Origin of the sequence: Xanthobacter autotrophicus (genome assembly GCF_005871085.1) — a bacterium.
Lineage (GTDB): Bacteria > Pseudomonadota > Alphaproteobacteria > Rhizobiales > Xanthobacteraceae > Xanthobacter > Xanthobacter autotrophicus.
In genome coordinates, this window is the sequence record NZ_VAUP01000014.1 from 20,669 (window position 1) to 39,428 (window position 18,760).

At 67.5% G+C, this 18,760-nt stretch carries 16 protein-coding genes; 9 read left to right on the forward strand and 7 right to left on the reverse strand.

Annotated features, from left to right (window positions below):
- Window position 1 precedes the first annotated feature (1 nt).
- The 7 genes from FBQ73_RS04660 to FBQ73_RS04690 form a co-directional block, all read right to left on the reverse strand.
- Window positions 2–2,206 (reverse strand): xanthine dehydrogenase family protein molybdopterin-binding subunit, encoded by a 2,205-nt coding sequence (locus FBQ73_RS04660; protein WP_210236667.1) that lies wholly within the window; start codon window positions 2,204–2,206, stop codon window positions 2–4.
- A complete protein-coding gene (locus FBQ73_RS04665; protein WP_138398353.1) occupies window positions 2,190–2,642 on the reverse strand; it encodes a (2Fe-2S)-binding protein in 453 nt (150 codons plus the stop codon). Before FBQ73_RS04665 ends, FBQ73_RS04660 begins: the two co-directional genes overlap by 17 nt.
- Before the next feature lie 314 nt (window positions 2,643–2,956).
- Window positions 2,957–3,670 carry a thiamine pyrophosphate-dependent enzyme gene (locus FBQ73_RS23450; protein ID WP_342780526.1) on the reverse strand — a complete coding sequence of 238 codons (714 nt, stop codon included), beginning with the start codon at window positions 3,668–3,670 and terminating at the stop codon, window positions 2,957–2,959.
- Between the two features lie 63 nt (window positions 3,671–3,733).
- The gene (locus tag FBQ73_RS04675; RefSeq protein ID WP_138398354.1) at window positions 3,734–6,040 is read right to left on the reverse strand and encodes a xanthine dehydrogenase family protein molybdopterin-binding subunit; all 2,307 of its coding nucleotides are present in this window, start codon (window positions 6,038–6,040) and stop codon (window positions 3,734–3,736) included.
- A complete protein-coding gene (locus FBQ73_RS04680; protein WP_138398355.1) occupies window positions 6,033–6,491 on the reverse strand; it encodes a (2Fe-2S)-binding protein in 459 nt (152 codons plus the stop codon). Before FBQ73_RS04680 ends, FBQ73_RS04675 begins: the two co-directional genes overlap by 8 nt.
- 30 nt (window positions 6,492–6,521) lie before the next feature.
- On the reverse strand, window positions 6,522–7,880 hold the full coding sequence (locus FBQ73_RS04685) for a cytochrome c (RefSeq protein WP_246089570.1): 1,359 nt from the start codon (window positions 7,878–7,880) through the stop codon (window positions 6,522–6,524).
- Between the two features lie 131 nt (window positions 7,881–8,011).
- Window positions 8,012–8,686 carry a GntR family transcriptional regulator gene (locus FBQ73_RS04690; RefSeq protein WP_138398356.1) on the reverse strand — a complete coding sequence of 225 codons (675 nt, stop codon included), beginning with the start codon at window positions 8,684–8,686 and terminating at the stop codon, window positions 8,012–8,014.
- A 231-nt stretch (window positions 8,687–8,917) separates the two neighbouring features.
- Between FBQ73_RS04690 and FBQ73_RS04695 the strand changes: the two genes are divergently transcribed.
- The 9 genes from FBQ73_RS04695 (at window position 8,918) to FBQ73_RS04735 (ending at window position 18,437) form a co-directional block, all read left to right on the forward strand.
- Window positions 8,918–9,133, forward strand: coding sequence for a rubredoxin (locus tag FBQ73_RS04695; protein WP_138398357.1), 216 nt, complete (start codon window positions 8,918–8,920; stop codon window positions 9,131–9,133).
- A 28-nt stretch (window positions 9,134–9,161) separates the two neighbouring features.
- Window positions 9,162–9,971, forward strand: coding sequence for a pirin family protein (locus FBQ73_RS04700; protein ID WP_138398358.1), 810 nt, complete (start codon window positions 9,162–9,164; stop codon window positions 9,969–9,971).
- A 37-nt stretch (window positions 9,972–10,008) separates the two neighbouring features.
- On the forward strand, window positions 10,009–10,590 hold the full coding sequence (locus FBQ73_RS04705; RefSeq protein WP_138398359.1) for a 4-oxalocrotonate tautomerase: 582 nt from the start codon (window positions 10,009–10,011) through the stop codon (window positions 10,588–10,590).
- 100 nt (window positions 10,591–10,690) lie between these two features.
- Window positions 10,691–11,752 (forward strand): ABC transporter substrate-binding protein, encoded by a 1,062-nt coding sequence (locus FBQ73_RS04710; protein WP_138398360.1) that lies wholly within the window; start codon window positions 10,691–10,693, stop codon window positions 11,750–11,752.
- A complete protein-coding gene (locus tag FBQ73_RS04715) occupies window positions 11,749–12,672 on the forward strand; it encodes an ABC transporter permease (RefSeq protein ID WP_246089571.1) in 924 nt (307 codons plus the stop codon). The genes FBQ73_RS04710 and FBQ73_RS04715 overlap by 4 nt, the downstream gene beginning before the upstream one ends.
- A 2-nt stretch (window positions 12,673–12,674) precedes the next feature.
- The gene (locus FBQ73_RS04720; RefSeq protein WP_138398362.1) at window positions 12,675–13,514 is read left to right on the forward strand and encodes an ABC transporter permease; all 840 of its coding nucleotides are present in this window, start codon (window positions 12,675–12,677) and stop codon (window positions 13,512–13,514) included.
- 9 nt (window positions 13,515–13,523) lie between these two features.
- Window positions 13,524–14,582 (forward strand): ABC transporter ATP-binding protein, encoded by a 1,059-nt coding sequence (locus FBQ73_RS04725; RefSeq protein WP_138398363.1) that lies wholly within the window; start codon window positions 13,524–13,526, stop codon window positions 14,580–14,582.
- 105 nt (window positions 14,583–14,687) lie between these two features.
- Window positions 14,688–18,098: a molybdopterin-dependent oxidoreductase gene (locus FBQ73_RS04730; protein WP_138398364.1), complete on the forward strand. Its 3,411-nt coding sequence runs from the start codon at window positions 14,688–14,690 to the stop codon at window positions 18,096–18,098.
- A 66-nt stretch (window positions 18,099–18,164) separates the two neighbouring features.
- Entirely contained in the window at window positions 18,165–18,437 is a 273-nt protein-coding gene (locus FBQ73_RS04735; RefSeq protein ID WP_138398365.1) for a hypothetical protein, read from the forward strand.
- Window positions 18,438–18,760 lie beyond the last annotated feature (323 nt).

An 18,760-nucleotide genomic window follows, 5' to 3' on the forward strand; every position in this document is an offset into this window, starting at 1 on the left:
ATCAGACCGATCTCGCGATGAGCGACGCATCCAGAGGCATGCGGGTCAGCTGGGTGCCGGTCGCGGCGAAGACCGCGTTGGCGACGGCCGGCTGGACGATGACCGTGCCTGGCTCGCCGATGCCGCCGGAGCTCTGTGTGCTGGACAGCAGCTCGACCTCGATGGCCGGCGTCTCGTTGATCCGCAGCAGGCGATAGTCGTTGAAATTGCTCTGTTCGACGCGCCCGCCGGCAAGGGTGATCCGGTTGTGCAGCACCGCCGCGATGCCGAACACGACGCCGCCCTGGATCTGCGCGACCACCGTGTCGGGATTGATGACGCGGCCGACATCCGCCGCGACGACGACTTTCGTGACGCGCACGTCGCCCCCATCTGTCACCGCGACCTCCGCGACGCAGGCCAGCAGGCTTCCGAAGGCGTGCATCAGCGCCACCCCGCGCCCGGTTCGTCTTCCGAACGGGGACTGCGGGACGGGACTGCCCCAACCGGCCTTCGCTGCGGCGGCGTTCAGCACCGCGAGAGCGCGCGGGTTCCGTTCGAGCAGGCCACGGCGGAAGGTCACCGGATCGGTACCGGTCTTGCGGGCGAGCAGGTCGAGGAAGCTCTCGACCGAGAAAACCGTGCTGTTGGGCCCCACGCCGCGCCAGAAGGAGAACGGAACCCCGTTCTCGTGGCGGACATAGTCGACCAGCATCTCGCCGAGCGCGTACGGCGGCTCGGCCGCTCCGTCGATCGCGTCGCTGTCGATGCCGTCCTTGAACGCGGGTGGCAGCCACCGGGCGAGGATCGACGGCCCGGTCACCCGGTGATGCCAGGCGGTGACGCGGCCGTTCTCGACGCGGGCCGTCAGCCGGTTGTGGTAGAGCGGCCGGAACATGTCCTGCCGGATGTCCTGCTCGCGGGACCAGATCACCTTGACCGGACCTGCGACCTTCTGAGCGATGCGTGTCGCGGTGACGACCGGCGCGGCCTCGAGCCGCCCGCCGAAGCCGCCGCCGATGAGGTGGTTGTTGACCGTGACCTTCTCGGGCGCGATGCCGAGAACCTGAGCCGCGCCGGCCTGCGCATAGCCCGGCACCTGCGTGCCGACCCAGATCTCGCAGACCCCGTCATGAACATGGACGGTGCAATTTTGCACCTCCATGGAGGCATGCGCCAGGAAGGGCAACTCGTAGGACGCTTCGATGAGCGTGCCCGCACCGCGTTTGCCCGCCGCGAGTTTGCCCGCGGCATCGCCCTCCTTGCGGACGGTCACGCCGGGACCCGTCGAAGCCGTCTCGGTATCGGCCCACAATCGCGCCTGGTCGAGCGAGGCGTTCGCCCCAGGCGACCAAGTCATATGGAGGGCACACAGGCCCTGCTCCGCAGCCCATGTGGTGTCGCCGACAACCGCGACGATATCCTCCAGCACCACCACCTGCCGCACGCCGGGCATGGCCAGCGCGGGGGCCTCGTCGACATGATCGAGCTTGCCGCCGAGCACCGGAGACGCCATGAGTGCGGCGAACGTCATGCCCGGCCTGATGACGTCGATGCCATAGACCGTCCTGCCGACCACCTTGTCGGGCGTGTCGATGCGCCGGGCGCGGGTGCCGATCAGCCGGAACCTGTCCGGCGATTTCAGCGCCACATCCGTCGGCGGCTGCAGCCGGCCGGCACGGTCGGCGACCTCGCCGTAGCTCAGCGCGCGGCCGCTCGCGGTATGGGTGATGACGCCGCGCTCGGTGACGAGTTCCGCCGCCGGAACGTTCCACTCCGCCGCCGCAACGGAAACGAGCATCGCACGCGCCGTCGCGCCCGCCTTCCGCAGAGGTTCGGTCCAGGCCATGGTGGTGGTGGAACCGCCCGTCGCCTGAACGTAGAAGATCGGGTGGCCGTAGTGCTCCCGATCCGGCGGGGCATGGATCGCCTCGATCTGGTCGAGCCCGATATCGAGCTCCTCGGCCATGCACATGGCCTGCGAAGTGTAGACACCTTGGCCCATCTCGACCGCGGGCATGATCAGCGATACGGAACCTTGCGTCGGAATATGGACGAAGGCGTTCATCGCCGCGCCGACGGCCCGGGGCTTGTCTGCCCTTGCTCTCTTGGCGGGCAGGCTGATGCCAAGAACAAGCCCGCCGAGTGCTGCGGCCCCGCCCCGCAGGAGCGAGCGACGGGACAACCTGCCTGCGCCGTCGCGGCGCTCTTCAGGATCGAGCGGCATGTTTGATCCCTTCGCGAATACGGACATAGGTCCCACAGCGGCAGAGATTGCCGGACATGGCCGCGTCGATTGCGTTGTCGTCAGGATCGGGATTGGCCGCGAGCAGCGCGGCGGCGGCCATGATCTGCCCGGGCTGGCAATAACCGCACTGGACCACTTCGAGATCGAGCCAGGCCTTCTGAACCCTGGCTCCGACGGTTGTACTGCCAACCCCCTCAATCGTGGTGACGGCACGTTGGCCGACCGTGCCGACGGGCATCTGGCACGAGCGCACCGCGACACCGTCGACATGCACCGTGCAGACGCCGCACTGCGCGATGCCGCAGCCGAATTTCGTTCCGGTCAGCCCGAGTTCGTCCCGCAAGACCCAGAGAAGAGGGGTTCTCGCTTCGGAAGCGACTTCGTAGATCTTGCCGTTCACCGTGATGGCGGTCATGCGCACTGTCCGGATGGAAATCATCTCAGGAAAGCTAAGCGGCCCCGAACACTGGAGACAGGACAAAGACAAGGCGATTTGAGACGAACCCCAAAGGCCTCCGGCCGAAGGATAAGCGGCAGGGTGGAGGGGTGATCGGGCGGATTATTCGACAGGCCTGATCGAACCGGCGACGGGAAGCGACCATGCGTGACGCGTATCCTGCGGATGCTCCGAAGCTGCTTCGGCCGCTTGTTCCAACGGCATGACGCGCGTGCGGTTCAATCAGCGATGTGGCGGAAGAAGTCCGTGCACATCGTTGGTGAAGAAGCCCTTCAGGGCGGGCGAAGACGGGCCACCTGCGGCTGGGTCAACCCGTAATAGGAGGTGCCGAACGGCACCACCTGCGTTCCATCGTTGATGAGGTGAAGGCCTTCGATGCGCATGGTGTTGATGAGCACCACGCCACGTTCGTAATCGTCCCCGTCGGGGGTCGACCCGCCCGTGACGCCAGTATTGGCCGACTGCATGATGATGATCTTGTCGGCCGCGGCGAAAGCCTCTTCGGTGTCCATCCGCACCGGCTCCAGGCCGCAACCCGTGGCGATGGCGACGAAGTCGATGTCCGGCACGTCGAGGGCGGGCATGTGCTCCGCCTTCAGCACGCCGGCGAACCACCGCAGGGCGCCATAGGTGCCGTTGCGCATGATGACGAACACCACCGGCACCTTGTGCTGCGCCGCCGTCCACAAGGCGGTGATGCTGTAATTGGCCGAGCCGTCGCCGATGAGCGCGATCACCTGCCGGTCCGGCTCGGCGAGCTGCACGCCAACGGCGGCCGGCATGGCGAAGCCGAGGCCGCCGGCCGCCCCGAAATAATAGCTGCCCGGATGCTCCCAGCGCATCCGCTCCCACATGGCCTCAATGGTGGAGGTGGATTCGTTCACATAGATGGCGTCAGGCGGGGCGAGCGCGTCCATGAGGTCGAGGACGCGCTCGGGCGAGAGGCCGCCTCGTCCGATACTGGCGCAGCGCCCTGCCCGTCGCACCAAATGCCTTGCTTGGCGGAGCTGCCGGCAAGATCGGGCCGACTCGTGGAGGCCGGAAAGCAATCATCCGATGGCGGAGCGAACGGCGTCGGGCGTGATGGGAATGTGCCGCAGCCGCGCCCCGATGGCGTTGAAGATGGCATTGCCGATGGCCGGCCCCACCACCGTCGTGGCCGGCTCTCCCAGCCCGACCGGGACCTCGATGCTGTCGACGAAGCTGATGTCCATCTGCGGAACGTCGCTGATGCGCAACGGCATGTAGCTGTTGAGATTGGTATCCTTCACTTGGCCGCGCTCGAAAACGGTCCCCTCGTGCAGGGCCAGGCTGAGGCCCCACAAAGCGGCGCCCTCGACCTGGGCCCGCGCGCCGTCGGGATCGACCACCGTGCCGGCATCGGCGACGAGGGTCAGCTTCTCCGCTCGCACCACGCCGCTGGCCCGGTCGACGCGGACCCGCGCCACGCAGGCGATCCAGGTCGGCATGTCCCGTTCCTGCCCGAAGCTGGTGGCCAGCCCGAGGGCGGTACCGGCCGGGAGCGGAACGCCCCAGCCGGCCCGCGCGGCCGCCCGGCGGACGACCTCAGCCTGCCGCAGCGCGCCGCCAACCGCGTTCGGCGCCGAGCCGGCGTTGCGACCCTTTGCGTCGAGCAGCTTCAGCCGGAAAGCGACGGGGTCCTCCTTGGCATGGTGGGCGGCCTCGTCCATGAAGCTTTCCAGCGCCCAGTTGGTCCAGCCCGGCCCCACCGAACGCAGCCAACCGGGTCGGAAGGCCGTGTTCGCCAGATCGTTCGAGATGGCGCGCACCTTCTGCGCTCCGACACTGTACCAATGGTCGGCACCGGAGATGGAGAACGGATCGTAGAGAACGCCGTTCGCGCCCTTCGGCATCAAGGATGGCGTCATGACCTGCGACGGCCACCCGGCGGCCGCGTCGTGCTCCATCGCTGTCACCTCGCCGCCCGCGCCGAACGCCATGCGCAGCCGCTGCACCGAGGGCGAGCGGGGGGAATCGAAGCGGGCATCGTCCTCCCGCGTCAGCACCATCTTCACCGGCTTGCCGAGCGCCTTGGCCGCCAGCGCGGCCGGCACTGCGTAATCGCCGTTCAGCCGGCGGCCGAAACCGCCGCCGATCAGGTAGGTGCGCAGGACGATGCCAGTTTCAGGCCGCCCGAGCGCCTTGGCCAGCGTCGGCAGGATCAGGCTCTGCCACTGGTTGCCGGTGTGGATCTCGAACACGCCGTCCTTCTCGAAGGCGAGCGCGTTGACGGGCTCGAGCTGGAAATGCAGCACGGTCGCGGTGGTGTAGGTCTGCTCCAGCGTCGACTGCGCCGCCTTGAACGCCGCCGCCGTATCACCGCCCCCGGTGTCGAGCACGGCGCCGGCGTCCGGCTGGGCGATCAACTGGGCGGCGTGATCCTGGATATCCTTCTCGGACACGGCGGAAGTCGGCCCAGGAGTCCAGTCCACCCGGACGAGATCGGCGGCGCGGATGGCGGCGGGATAGCTTTGCGCAATCACCATCACCCAGCCCGGCACGGTGCCCGAGGGATCATCGAGCACGAGACTGCCGACATAGCCCTTCACCGCTTTGGCCGCGCTGTCGTCGACCCCATTGACCTTGGCGCCGTTCCGCGTCGGGGGGATCTTCGGCCGGGCGTAGACCATGCCAGGGACCTTGGCGTCGATGCCATAGCGTGCCGTGCCGTCGGTCTTCGGCGGGATGTCGAGGGCCTGAACCGGCCGGCCGACCAGCCGCCGCTCGGAGGCGGGCTTGATGGGCAGCGCCTCGATTTCCTCTGCCGAGAACCGACGGTCGAGCGCGCCGCGCCGGGCGATCTCGCCAAACGCGATGGACGCGCCGCCCGCAAACACGGTGCCATTCTCGACCCGGCATGCCGACGGGTCGACACCCAGGAGCTTCGCGCCCTGCTCGATCAGCGCAACGCGTCCGGCTGCCCCGGCCCGGCTGAACAGGGGAAAGCTCTGCCACACCGACCAGCTGCCGCCCGTGACCATCAGACCCCATTTCGGATCAGTGTCCACATGGAGGATGCGCACCTTGCCCCAGTCGGCGCCAAGCTCGTCGGCGAGGATGCGGGCGAGCGCGGTGCCCACATGCTGGCCCATCTCGGCGCGGATGATATTGACCGTCACCCAGCCCTCGCCGTCGATAACGAACCACAGCGTCGGCTCGAACAGGGGCTCGGTCTCGGCCGGTGGCATGCCGCCCGGCACGGCGGGATCCATCGCCGCCGCGGCACCGCGGGGAAAGCCGAAGGCGAGGCTCGCACCGACACCCGCGCCGACGCTGGCGACCAGGAAGCCGCGCCGGGTCAATACGGGGGCGCCGGGATTCATCCGTCTAGCCATGGTTCGCCTCGGCTGCCTTCCTGATCGCTGCGCGAATGCGCACATACGTCATGCAGCGGCAGAGATTGCCGGTCATGACGGTGTCGATCTCCTCGTCCGAGGGATGGGGGAAGTCCTTGAGCAGGGCCACCGCCTGCATGATCTGGCCGGACTGGCAGTAGCCGCACTGGGGCACCTGCAAGTCCTTCCAGGCCGTCTGAACCGGGTGGGCGCCATGGGGGTCCAGCCCCTCTATGGTCGTAACCTCCGCCCCCTCCACCGAGCCAGCCGCCGTGATGCAGGAGCGCGTCGCCCGGCCGCCCACATGGACGGTGCAGGCGCCGCACATGCCGATGCCGCAGCCGAACTTGGTGCCGGTCAGCCCGATCTCGTCACGGATGACCCAGAGGAGCGGCGTGTCGTCGTCGACATCCACCATCGTGGCGCGACCGTTGAGGGTGAAACGGATCATGGCTGCGCGGCTCCAGATATCCTCATGGCCTTACTCCTGTCCGCGACCCTGAGCACGGACGGCGGCAACGGTCTTTTCGAGATCCGGCCACGCCGGATGGGACGTGCGGCTGGCGCGCAGATAGGCGGCGATGCGGGCGATGTCGGCGTCGCTCAGGGCCGGCGCGAAGCCCGGCATCACGATCCCAGGGGCACCTTCGCGCGCAGTCACGCCGTACAGCATCACCCGGATCAGATTGGTGGGGTCCGCTAGGGAAACGGCACTGTTCAGGGCCAGATCGGGCCGCAGTGCGTTGACCTGCCCACCGCCGTTGAAGTGGCAGGAGGCGCAGGCCGCCGCATAGAGGCGTGCTATCGGATCGTAGGGAAGCCCGGGGCCGTGCGCATTCACCGCCAGCGCCCGCTCGATCGCCGGCTGCGCCTCGGCGGCCCGCGCCGCCGCCTGTCCGACATCGGCGAAATAGACGCCGAGCGCGGCGATGTCGGCATCGGGAAGGCGGGCGAGGCCATCGTGTACGACGGGCGACATCGGACCGGCCGCAACGCCGTGAAACCGGCTGACGCCACGGCGGAGATAGGCGGCGAGTTCATCCTGGCTCCACGGCACCGGCGAAGGGTTCGCCTTCGTCAGGGGCGGCGCCACCCAATGGTCGATCGGCGCGCCCGCGAAGGCGTTCCCACGTTCCTCCGCACCAAGCGCATTGCGAGGCGTATGGCAGGCGCCGCAATGGCTGATGCCCTCGGCGAGATAGGCACCACGGTTCCACGCCGCGCCGCGCTCGGGCTGCTCCACATAGCGTCCCGGCCGGAAGAACAGCAGCTTCCAGCCCGCCTGCAGGGGGCGCAGATTGAGCGGGAATGGCAGGCCGTTCTCATGGGGCGCCGCCCGCACGGGGGTGCGCGTCATCATATAGGCATAGAGCGCGGCGACGTCGGCGTCGGTCAGCCTGGTGAAATGATCGTACGGGAAAGCCGGGAAGAGATGGGAGCCGTCGCGCGCCACGCCCTCGTGCATCGCCCTGCGGAAGGCGTCTTCCGACCATGCGCCGATGCCGGTTTGCGGATCCGGGGTGATGTTGGTGGAATAGATGGTGCCGAAGCCGGTCTGCATCGCATAACCACCGGCATAGGGCGCGCCGCCCGGCGCGGTGTGGCAGGTCGCGCAATAGCCGGCACCGGCCAGCACCTCGCCGCGGGCGATGAGGTCCGGAGCGAAACTTGAGGCCGCAGGCGGCGTGATGGGCGCGATCGCCGGGCGCCAGGCCAGAGCTGCAAACCCCGCGCCCCCGATCACCAGGAGTGACATCAAGCCGATGAGCGTTCGCTTGAGCAATTGCAACACTCCCCTGCTGGCCTGCCGTCCGCGATCGAGAACCCCTGAGGCCGGCACCTGAACCAGCTTGGCAGGGCGCCGGTGTATGGAGCACAAGGCGAGAAGCCTGTGACAAAGACCTATTTTATCGTAGGAACCGGGTTTATCTTCAGCCGCTCCAGAAATGTTTTTTCCGTCCTGTGCATCGGTCAGGCAAGCGCAGCGCCTACCTCACGTCTGCTCTTCAGCAGCGCTTCGATGAAGATCGGCTCCCAAGTCAGAATGTGGCTTGTCATGAGAGCCTTAATCCCTTCTACGTCACCTGACTCAGCGAGGCTCACAAGGCGGTAGTGCTCCGCGACAGAAGACACCTGACGCTCCATGCCGCTGCGGGAGGAGATGCCGTGCAGCCGCATCTTGTCCCGCAGGCCCATGGCCATCTCTGTCAGCAGGGAATTCTCGGCAGCGCTGATGAATGCGAGATGAAAATTGCGGTCACTCTCCAGATATCCGTAGAGGTCATCCTCTTCTACAGCTGCCCTGACGGCATCGGCGAGGCCGGTGAGGTACTCAAGGGTCTTCTTTTTTTTGCGCGACTTCAGCGCGAACAGCTCGGCCGCGCGCACCTCCAGCAGATTTCGCATCTCGAACAGGTTGCGCAGATCGTCCACGGTCGGCTCGACCACCTTGAAGCCGCGGTTGCGCATGGGTTCGATGAGGCCGGTGCGCGCCAGCTCCAGCAGCGCCTCGCGCACCGGGGTGGTGGACACGCCAAGGTCGGCGGCAAGGGTCGGCACTGAGTACATTTTCCCCGGCCCGCTCTGGCCGGAGATGATCTCGGACCTCACATGCCGCAACACCTGCTCGCGCAAATTCTGATCCATCGGCCATCCATTGCCTGCGCTCCGCTCCGCGTCGGAGAAAGGTAGCGCCCTACAATAGCGCGTCACAGATCCCCAGACAAGGCCAGCCCGCCTGCGGAGCAGTTGAAAAATGCAATACCTTCCGATGGATACGCAGGCCAGACAGGCGCGCACAAATTTTCATCTTGAAGCAAGTAGCGCGTCAATATAAAACGTGACGTGTGACGCGCTACTATAGCGTGGGAGGAAACGATGGAAACGCCCCTGACGCGGTGGCTCTGCCTTGGATGCGGCTTCTCGTATGACGAGGCCCTCGGCCTTCCGGAGCACGGCTTGCCGCCTGGCACCCGCTGGACCGACGTGCCCGACGACTGGGTCTGTCCCGATTGCGGCACCCCCAAGAGCCAGTTCGAGATGGTGGAAATGGGATATGCCGATGGCGGCGCCGATCTGGCGCGCATCGCCTGAGCCTGCCGCAACCCAAAGGAGATAGACCATGACCAAGTCTTTTGTGCTCCGGTCGGGCGAGCGCGGCCACGATGTCATCTATTCCGACGGCTCGGCTTCGTCCTATGTGGCCGGCCATCCCGGCAGCTTCATCGCCCGTGAGTCCAGCTTCAATTTTCATCAATACCAGGGCGGACGCCCCGGCTTCGGCACAATCCGCGTATTCGGCGATGAAGTGTTCAATGGTGCCGGGTGTGGTTACAATATGCATCCGCATCATAACTTTATAATCTGCGCGTTTGTTCTGGAAGGCGAACTGACCCACATCAACACCGCCGGACGCGGGATGGTCGACCAGCTGCGTCAAGGTGATTACTACGTGTTCTCTGCCGGCTCCGGCGGGAAGCACTGCGAGCTTTCCATCAGTCCTGAGAACATGAACGCGATCTATCTGTGGCTCATGCCCGGCCAGCTCTATCTGCCGCCGAGCTACCATCGCGCCCATTTCGACATCCGCACGCGGCGCAACCGCATCGTCCAACTGGTGGGCGACGCCGACGGCGCGCTGCCCGTGGCGCAGGATCTGCGTGTCTCGCGCCTGGTAACCGACCGGGCGGGCCGCTTCACCTACACCCCGCGCACCCCCGAGCATGGCGTCTATGTGTTCGTCGTGGATGGCGGCGCCACCGTGAACGAGGTGGCGCTGGCGCGTCGCGACAGCATGGGCATCACCGGCGCGGGGGCTCTCGCGCTCGATGTTCCCGACAGCTCCGACGTTTTCTTCGTCGAGACCGCCATGCTGGACGACGCCCGCATCCGCGCCTGGGAAAAGGCGCATGGCGCCGACCTCATCGACTGAAGCCGCGCCCGGCGATCCGTCCGCAAGGGAGATGACAATGCCGATCATGGATGTGCGCTATGCCGCCGGGACGCTCGATGCGGCGGCGAAAGCCGATCTCGCCGCGCGCCTCACCGACGTGCTCATAAGAATGGAAGGCGGCGCCAACACGCCCGGCGGGCGCGCCTTCGCCTGGGTGTTCTTCACGGCCTTCGCCACCGACGACTGGTGGATCGGCGGCCACACCGACGGGACCTATGTGACCGGGCCGGGCAAGTTCCTGGTCAATATCTTCATCCCCGAAGGTTATATGAACGTCACGCACAAGAATGAGGTTCATGCCTGGGTCGCGGAAGCGATCGGGGGGGCGACCGGCTGTGCCGATCCCGCCGGCAGCCTGCTGACCGTCCTCAACGAGGTGACCGAGGGCAATTGGGGCGACGGGGGCCAACCCATCAGCCTGGAATCCATCGCCAAGACGGTGGGCCAGGATGGCGGCCCTCGACCGGCCTGGTCGCGCGCCTATTTCGAGGCCAAGGCGCGGGCCATGGTGGCGGCGGGCTACCCCTCAGACACCGGCGGCATGCTGCCGTCGCTGCGGCCGCAATTGCAAAAGGCGGCGCCCGCAGAACCAGCCTGACGAGCGGCGCCCGCAACGGCGCCCCTTGCTGCGACCGGCCGAAGGGCGGAGACACGCACGCGGCCTCCTGCCACAATCCAGAGAAAATCAGGGGAACTTCGTGACCGACCAAAGCATCTTCGGCCATGTAATGGATCGCAGGCGCCTCATTGCCAGCGCTGCCGTCCTCGGCGCAGCCGCCCTCGTTCCCGGCATCGCCCGCGCGCAGAGCGGCGAGCTCGTCGTCTCCAACTGGGGCGGCGACTGGAACGAGCGCATCGCCAAGGGGTTCGAGGAGCCGGCCTTCGCCGCCTCGGCCATGCGCATCATCCACGACCTCGCCCCGGTGCCGGAGCGCAAGGCGAAGCTGCTGGCGGAACGGCGCCTGCCGCGCTCCAGCGTCGACGTGACCTGGCTGAGCGACGCCGACGCCTACGAGATGAGCGCCCAGGGCGTGCTCGAAACCCTCGACATGTCCCGCATTCCGAGCGCCAGCCACATCATCGAGAAGCTGCGGCGGCCCTATTTCATCCCCGCGGCCTATGGTGGCGTGGTCCTGCTCTACAATCCGGCCAGGATTCCGCAGCCGCCGACAAGCTTCGCCGACCTGTGGAATCCCAAATATGCCGGCCGCGTCGGCATCATCGATCAGCTCTACTTCAACTATATCTACGCGGCCGCGCTCTCCCACGGCGGCTCCATGGGCGACGTGAGCAAGGCCTTTCCCGCTCTGCTCGAGATGAAGAAGCAGGTTCAGCCCCGGCTCTATCCCTCCCACCAGGCACTGGCCGCGGCCTTCAAGGCCGAGGAGATCTGGATCTCGGCAAACTACAGCGCCCGCGCCATCCAGTGGGAGAAAGAAGGTCTGCCCCTGCGCTGGTCCTATCCCAAGGAAGGTGCCGTCGCGATCTCGTTCGGCGCGGGCATCCCCAAGCGCGCGCGCAACCTGGACAGCGCCTACGCCTATCTGGAAGCGATGCTCCAGCCCAAGGCCATGGGCGCCATCTCCCTCGCCACCTCCTATGCCGTCGCCACCGACAATGCCGACGTCCCCGTGGAGGATCGCAAGCGCCTCGAATTCACCGCCGACCAGATCGCAAAGCTCAATTTCGTCGACTACCCTTATGCGGCGAAGAGCGACGCCCAGTGGATCGAATGGTGGAACAAGGAATTCAAGGCGTGAGCGCGCTGGCCATCACTGGAGAGGGCAGCCTGACCGGCGGACGGCCTGCGCCGGGCGGCACCGATCGGCGGCGCAGGAGCTCCACCGCCGGCTGGCTGCTTTTTCCCAGCCTGACGCTGGTGCTGGCAGGCCTGATCCTGCCGCTTGCCCTCATGGCCCGTACCAGCGTCGCCCATTTCGATGCCGCGTCGCCGGACCTCGTGGGCTTCACGCTGGAAAACTATGCCCGCTTCTTCGGCGAGCCATTCTATCTGACGATCCTCGCCCGCACGCTGTTGGTCGCGCTGAGTTGCACGGCCATCTGCCTGGTCCTCGGCGTCCCCGCAGCGTTCGTCATAAGCCGGGTCGAGAGCCGCACGCTGAAGACAGCGCTCATCCTCGCCACCATCATTCCGCTCTTGATGGGCAACGCGGTGCGCGCGGCGGGCTGGATGGTGCTGCTCGCCGACAAGGGGCTGATCAATTCCGCCTTGCTTTCGGCAGGCCTCATCACCGAGCCGGTGCGCATCCTCTACACCGGATCGGCGGTGGTGATCGGCCTCATCGCCGTGCTGCTGCCCTTCATGATCATCTCCCTTCAAAGCGTCTTCGAGGGCATCGGCGATGCCTATGAGGAAGCGGCCCAAACCATGGGCGCGCCGCCGTGGACGGCATTCTTCCGCGTCACCCTGCCGCTGGCGATGCCGGGCATCTTCTCCGGCTGCCTGCTGTGTTTTGTTCTGGCCATGAACGCCTATGCGACGCCGGTTCTCATCGGCGGCCCGTCGTTCCAGATGATGGCGCCAAAGGTCTTCGAGCAGGCGATCAAGGTGTACAACTGGCCGTTCGCCGCCACCATAGCTCTGGTGCTGATGGCCGTGACGCTGGCGCTGAGCGTCGCCTCCAGCCTCGCGCTGCAGAAGCGCTACGGAGCGCTGTGAGCATGGCCGTCTCCCGCACCTCCTCCGTCCGCGCCACGACGGCCGGCTCGTTCCGCCCCGTCATGATCGGCGGCTGCATCTTGGCTTTCGTCATGGTGCTCGCGCCGCTGGCCGCCATCGTCTGGGTCAGCTTCTTCGAGAACAAGATCATCAGCTTCCCGCCCACCGGATACACCCTCGACTGGTACCGGGCGGCGGCCGCCATGCCGCAGTTCCGCGACGGCTTCGTCACCAGCCTCAAGCTCGGCGTCGTCGCGACGCTGGTGAGCATGTTCGTGGGCGTGCCCGCTGCGTTGGTGCTCGCCCGCGGGCGCTTTTCGGGACGGGAGGCCATCCAGTCGCTGCTGCTGGCGCCGCTCATCGTGCCCGGTATCGTCGCCGGGGCGGCGCTCTACATGTTCCTGATCGAAGTGGAGCTGGCGAGCGGCGTGCAGGTGGCCATGACCTTCTGGGGCCTTGCCATCGCCCACAGCCTGATCGCTCTGCCCTGGACGGTGCGGCTGATCACGGCCTCCCTGATCGGGCTGGACCCGCAGCTGAAGGAAGCCGCGCTCACCATGGGCGCGCGGCCGTTCACGGCGTTCCGGCTGGTGACATGGCCGCTCATCCGGCCGGGCGTGGTGGCGGGCGCGCTATTTGCTTTCATCGCGTCCTTCGTGGACCTGGAGAAGTCGCTGTTCCTGGTGGGCCCCGGCGTGACGACGCTGCCCATCGTGATCGTCAATTATCTGGAGTGGAGCATCGACCCGACCATCGCGGCGGTCGCCACGGTCCAGATCGCCATCATCTCGGCCGGCCTTGTCGTGACCGACCGCTACTTCAAGCTCGCGCGCGCATTCTGAGGAACGAAGATGTCGAGCATCCTCATCAAAGACCTCGTGAAGCGCCACGGCGCGCAGGTGACCGTGGACCATGTCTCCCTCGAAATCGGCCAGGGCGAGTTCATCGCCTTCCTCGGCCCCTCCGGCTGCGGCAAGACGACGACCCTGCGCATGATCGCTGGCCTCACCGAGGCGAGCGCCGGCTCGATCCATTTCGACGGGCGCGACGTGACCCGCCTGCCGCCCTATTTGCGCAACGTCGGCCTCGTGTTCCAGGGCTATGCCCTGTTCCCGCATATAAGCGTGGCAGAGAACGTCGCCTTCGGGTTGCAAATGCGCAACGTCGGCCGCGAGGAGGCGCGACGCAGGGTGGATGAGGCGCTGTCCCTCGTGAAGCTCGCCCATCTCGCCGGGCGCCTGCCTAAGGAGCTGTCCGGCGGCCAGCAGCAGCGCGTCGCTCTGGCGCGAGCCATCGTCTACAAGCCGGAGGTTTTGCTGCTCGACGAGCCGCTCTCCGCCCTCGACGCCAAGCTGCGCACAGAGGTGCGCAGCGAGCTGAGGCGGCTCCAGTCGGCGCTCGGGCTCACCACCATCTTCGTCACCCATGACCAAGACGAGGCGTTGAGCGTCGCCGACCGCATCGTGGTGATGTCAGCGGGACGGGTGGAGCAGGTGGGCACGCCACGCGAGATCTACCAGCGGCCGGCGACGCGCTTCGTCGCGGAGTTCATCGGCCTCACCAACCTGTTCCCCGGTGGACTGGACGGCCATGGCCGATTCCGCTGCGAGGATGGGGAGTGCTTCGCGGTCACCACCACGGACGCGCCGTCGAATGCATCGGTGCTTGCGATCCGTCCCGAGCAGGTCCGCCTGGTGCGCGGGGTTCCCGCGCCGGATGGCGAAAGCGCGGTGGAGGCGACCGTAGAGGACGTGGTCTATCGCGGCGCCCTTACCGAGTTCGTCGTGCGCACCGCCTCGGGCGTCAAGCTCGCCGCGCATCTGCAGAATGCCGACTTCGGCCGCGACGAACTGCGGCCGGGAGACCGGGTGGTCGCCTCCTGGCCGGCGGATGCGTCCATGCTGTTTTGAGCTTTGAACCCGCGCCGCCCCAGGCGCCCGAATCCCTCGATCGATGTAACGGCCGTTCCGACGGCCGCAGAACCCGCGCACCCTGCGACGCGCGAAAGATGGACCATGGCTGAACGACACCAAGGCTACTGCACCCTCTGCCGCTCGCGCTGCGGCTCCATCACGCTGGTGGAGAACGGGCGGATGGTCGGTGTCGAGCCGCGCCCGGGCCATCCCACCGGCGGGGCGCTGTGCGCCAAGGGCCGCGCCGCGCCGGAGCTGGTGCACAGCCCCAACCGCCTCACCACGCCGCTGCGCCGCATCGGGCCGAAGGGCGAGGGCGCGCGCTGGCAGGAGATCGGCTGGCAGAAAATCAGTTGGGACGAGGCGTTGGACGAGATCGCAGGCCGCCTCGGCGCCATCAAAGGCGAATCCGGCGCGGAGGCGGTGGCGTTCGCCGCGACCACCTTCAGCGGGTCGCCCATCGTCGACAGCTACGAGTGGGTCGAGCGCTTCGTGCGCTGCTTCGGCAGCCCGAACCTCATCTATGCCATCGAGATCTGCGGCTGGCACAAGGACTATGCCCACGCGCTCACGTTCGGGCGTGGGCTCGGCGTGCCGGACTACGACCATGCCGATCTGATCGTCCTGTGGGGGCACAATCCGGCGCGGACCTGGCTGGCCCAGGCGAGCCGGGTGGCAGAGGCCCGCCGGCGTGGCGCGAAGGTGGTGGTGATCGATCCCAAGCCGGATGGATCGGGTCAGCAGGCGGACCTGTGGCTGCGGATGCGGCCGGGTGCGGACGCTGCCCTCGCCATGGGTGCCGTCCATCATCTGATCGCGAGCGGACGCTTCGCCGACGACTTCGTGCGGCGCTGGACCAATGCGCCATTGCTGGTGGATATCCGCACCGGCCGCCCGATGCGCGCCGACGCGGTGGGCCTGGGCAGCGCGGAGTGCTTCCTCGTGCTCGACGCCGATGGATGTCCAGGGCCCTATGACACGACCCGCGTGCTGGAGCATGCCGAAGGAGTCCGGCTGGACGGGCAGGCGCACCTCACCGGAACGGATGGCCGCGCGATCGAGGCGGAGACTGTCTTCCGCCGCCTCGCCGAGCGCGCCCGGCAATATCCGCTGTCCCGCGTCTGCGCGTTGACGGGGCTCGGCCCGGCGGAGGTCGAGGCCTTCTACGCGCTGCTGGAAGGCGCCCCGCGCGCCGCCTATTACACTTGGACCGGCGTCGGCCAGCACACCAACGCCACCCAGACCGAGCGCGCCATTGCCACCCTGTTCGCTCTCGTCGGCTCCTTCGACCGGCAGGGCGGCAACATCTGGACCGTCTCGCCGCCGGCCAATGCCGTAAACGACCTGTCCCTGCTGCCGCCCGGACAGAAAGAGAAGGCGCTCGGCCTTGCCGAGCTTCCGCTGGGCCCGCCTGCTCATGGCTGGATCACCGCACGCGACTTCGCACGCGCTGCCATCGACGGCGCGCCCTACAAGGTGCGCGCGCTGATGAGCTTCGGCACCAATTTCGCGGTCTCGCAGGCCGACACGGCCCGCAACCTCGCGGCGCTGCATGCCCTCGAGTTCCATGTCCACGCCGACATGTTCATGAACCCCACCGCCGCCTGCGCGGACATCGTGCTGCCGGTGAACATGCCCTGGGAGCGCGACGCCTTGCGCATCGGCTTCGAGATCACCCAGGCGGCGGTGGAGACGATCCAGTTCCGCCGGAAAGTACTGGAGCCCCTCGGAGAAGGCAGGGCGGACCATGAGATCGTGATGGCTTTGGCGACGCGCTTGGGGATGGCAGCCGAGTTCTTCGGCGGCGACATCGAGGCTGGCTGGAACTACCAGTTGGCGCCCCTCGGCCTCACCGTTGAAAAACTGCGCAATACGCCGGACGGGGTGCGCGTGCCGCAGCCTTTCGCCCATGCGAAGTTCGCTGCACAGGAGGCTGATGGCACCGTGCGCGGTTTCGACACCCCGACCCGCCGGGTGGAGCTCTATAGCGCGCGCCTGCTGGAGCATGGCCACGACCCGCTGCCCGATTTCGTGCCGCCCTCTGCCGACGAGGAAAAGGCGCTGCCGCTCATCCTCACCACCGCCAAGAGCGGCTGGTTCGTCCACACCTCCCATCGCCATGTGGCTTCCCTGCGCCGCAAGGCGCCGGATCCCGCGGTCGAGATCAGCCCGGACCTCGCCGCCGTCCGCGGCCTTGCGGCCGGGGACTGGGCCGAGGTGCGCACGCGGGATGGGGCAGCGCGCCTGCGGGTGCACATTAACCCGGCGCTGGATGCGGCGACCGTCGTCGCCGAGTTCGGCTGGTGGGAGGCCTGCACGCCGCTCGGCCGCATCGCCACCGGAACCCATGGGCCGGACACCGCAAACATCAACGCCGCCCTCAGCGATGCCGCCCGCGATCCGGTCAGCGGGTCGGTGCCGCTCAGGGCCGTGCGCTGCGAGATCATGCCGCTGCCCGAGGCCAATCGCGGCCGATGGCAGGGTGAGCGCCGCTTCATCGTCTCCGACGCGCATGCGGCGGATGCGCAGACCCGCGCCCTGACGCTGGTGCCAGAGGACGGCGGCGCGCTGCCGGACGTCCTGCCCGGTCAGCATGTGGTGGTACGCCTGCAGCAGGGCGGTCCGGCGCGGGCCTATTCCTTGACCGGGCCGCCCGCCGCGCCCCGGACCTTCTCCATCGCCGTGCGGCGCAATCCGGCTTGTGCGGATGGCGAGGAGGCCGGCTTTCTCTCTCACCGCATCCAGGAGCTTGAGGCCGGCGACACTTTGCTGCTGGAACCGCCCGCTGGCGTGTTCACCCCCCCGGTGGATGGCACCCGCCCGCTCCTCCTGATCGCGAACGGCATCGGCATCACCCCGTTCGTGTCCTATCTGGAGGCGCTGGCGGCGCAGCAGGCGGCACGCGCAGGCGAGGTGCTCCTCCTTCACGGCTGCCGCGGCCGTGCCGATCATCCCCTCGCCGACCGCGCGGACGTCCTTGCGCCACGCATTCCCGGCTTGCGGCGGATCACCGCCTATTCCCGCCCCGATGGGGAGGATCGGGCCGCCGGCCGCTTCGACGTGCACGGCCGCCTCGACATCGACGCTCTACGCGCCGCCGGCGCACTCCCGGACGCCCCCGACGACCGTCCGCTCGCCTATATCTGCGGCTCGCGGGCCTTTATCGCCGACATGCGGGAAGGACTGGTGCGATGGGGTATGCCGCGCTTCGACATCTTCACGGAGGCCTTCTATGTCCCCGCCGAGGTGCCGCCTGAGCTGGAGCCGCGCAGGATCACGGTGGCCGGTTCGGGTCAGTCCTTCGCGTGGACGCCCGGTGGCGGCTCCATCCTCGACGCAGCGCTTGCGGCGGGGATCGCCCTGCGCAGCGGATGCCGGGTGGGGCAGTGCGAAAGCTGCGCCGTCGCGGTGGTCGAAGGCCGTTTCGCCCATCTCGTGCCGGTGGAGGGGGAGCCAGGCACCTGTCTCGCCTGCCAGGCGGTGCCGCTCACCGATCTGACGATCGCGCCATGACATGGCCGGCGTCGCGCTACCCCAAAGGAGCGCCCCCTCAGTCGTACAATCGAAAGGACAATGGCCATGGACGATCAGATCTCATCCCGCCGCGCCCTCCTGCGCCTCGCCACGCTGGCTGCCGGCGGCGCCATGGTGGCGGCCTCCGGCCAGGGCGCACAAGCCTATCAGGGCAATATGGAGCGCGCCGTCGGTGAACTGGAGACCGCCCTGCGCTCGCTGCGCGAGGCGACGCCCGACAAGGGCGGCCACCGGGAGCGGGCGATCGCGCTCATCCAGGAGGCCATGGGCGAGGTCCAGGCCGGCATCGACTATGCCGCCCGAAAGTTCGGCGACTGAGGGCGGCGGCAAACCGCGCACGGTCAACCAGCGCCCCGCGCGCCGGTATAGAAGCTCAATGATACAAGAGTGACTAAGCAGCTCATGGCAGACAATCCATGAGACATTTGTCCTGGTTGAAAGAACAGAGTGAGTCAGGGCCGAGCCATTTCTCGCATCCCGGCCCGGCGAGCATGCGTTGAATACAAGCGGATTATCTGCCATCTTCTGGCGACCTTCGAGGCTGTCCGAGCGTGAAAGACACGGAGCGCGAACTCGCCGACTGCGTCGGTGCCATCTATCAGGCCGGCGCCGGGGACGGCAGCTGGTTCGACGTCGGCGAA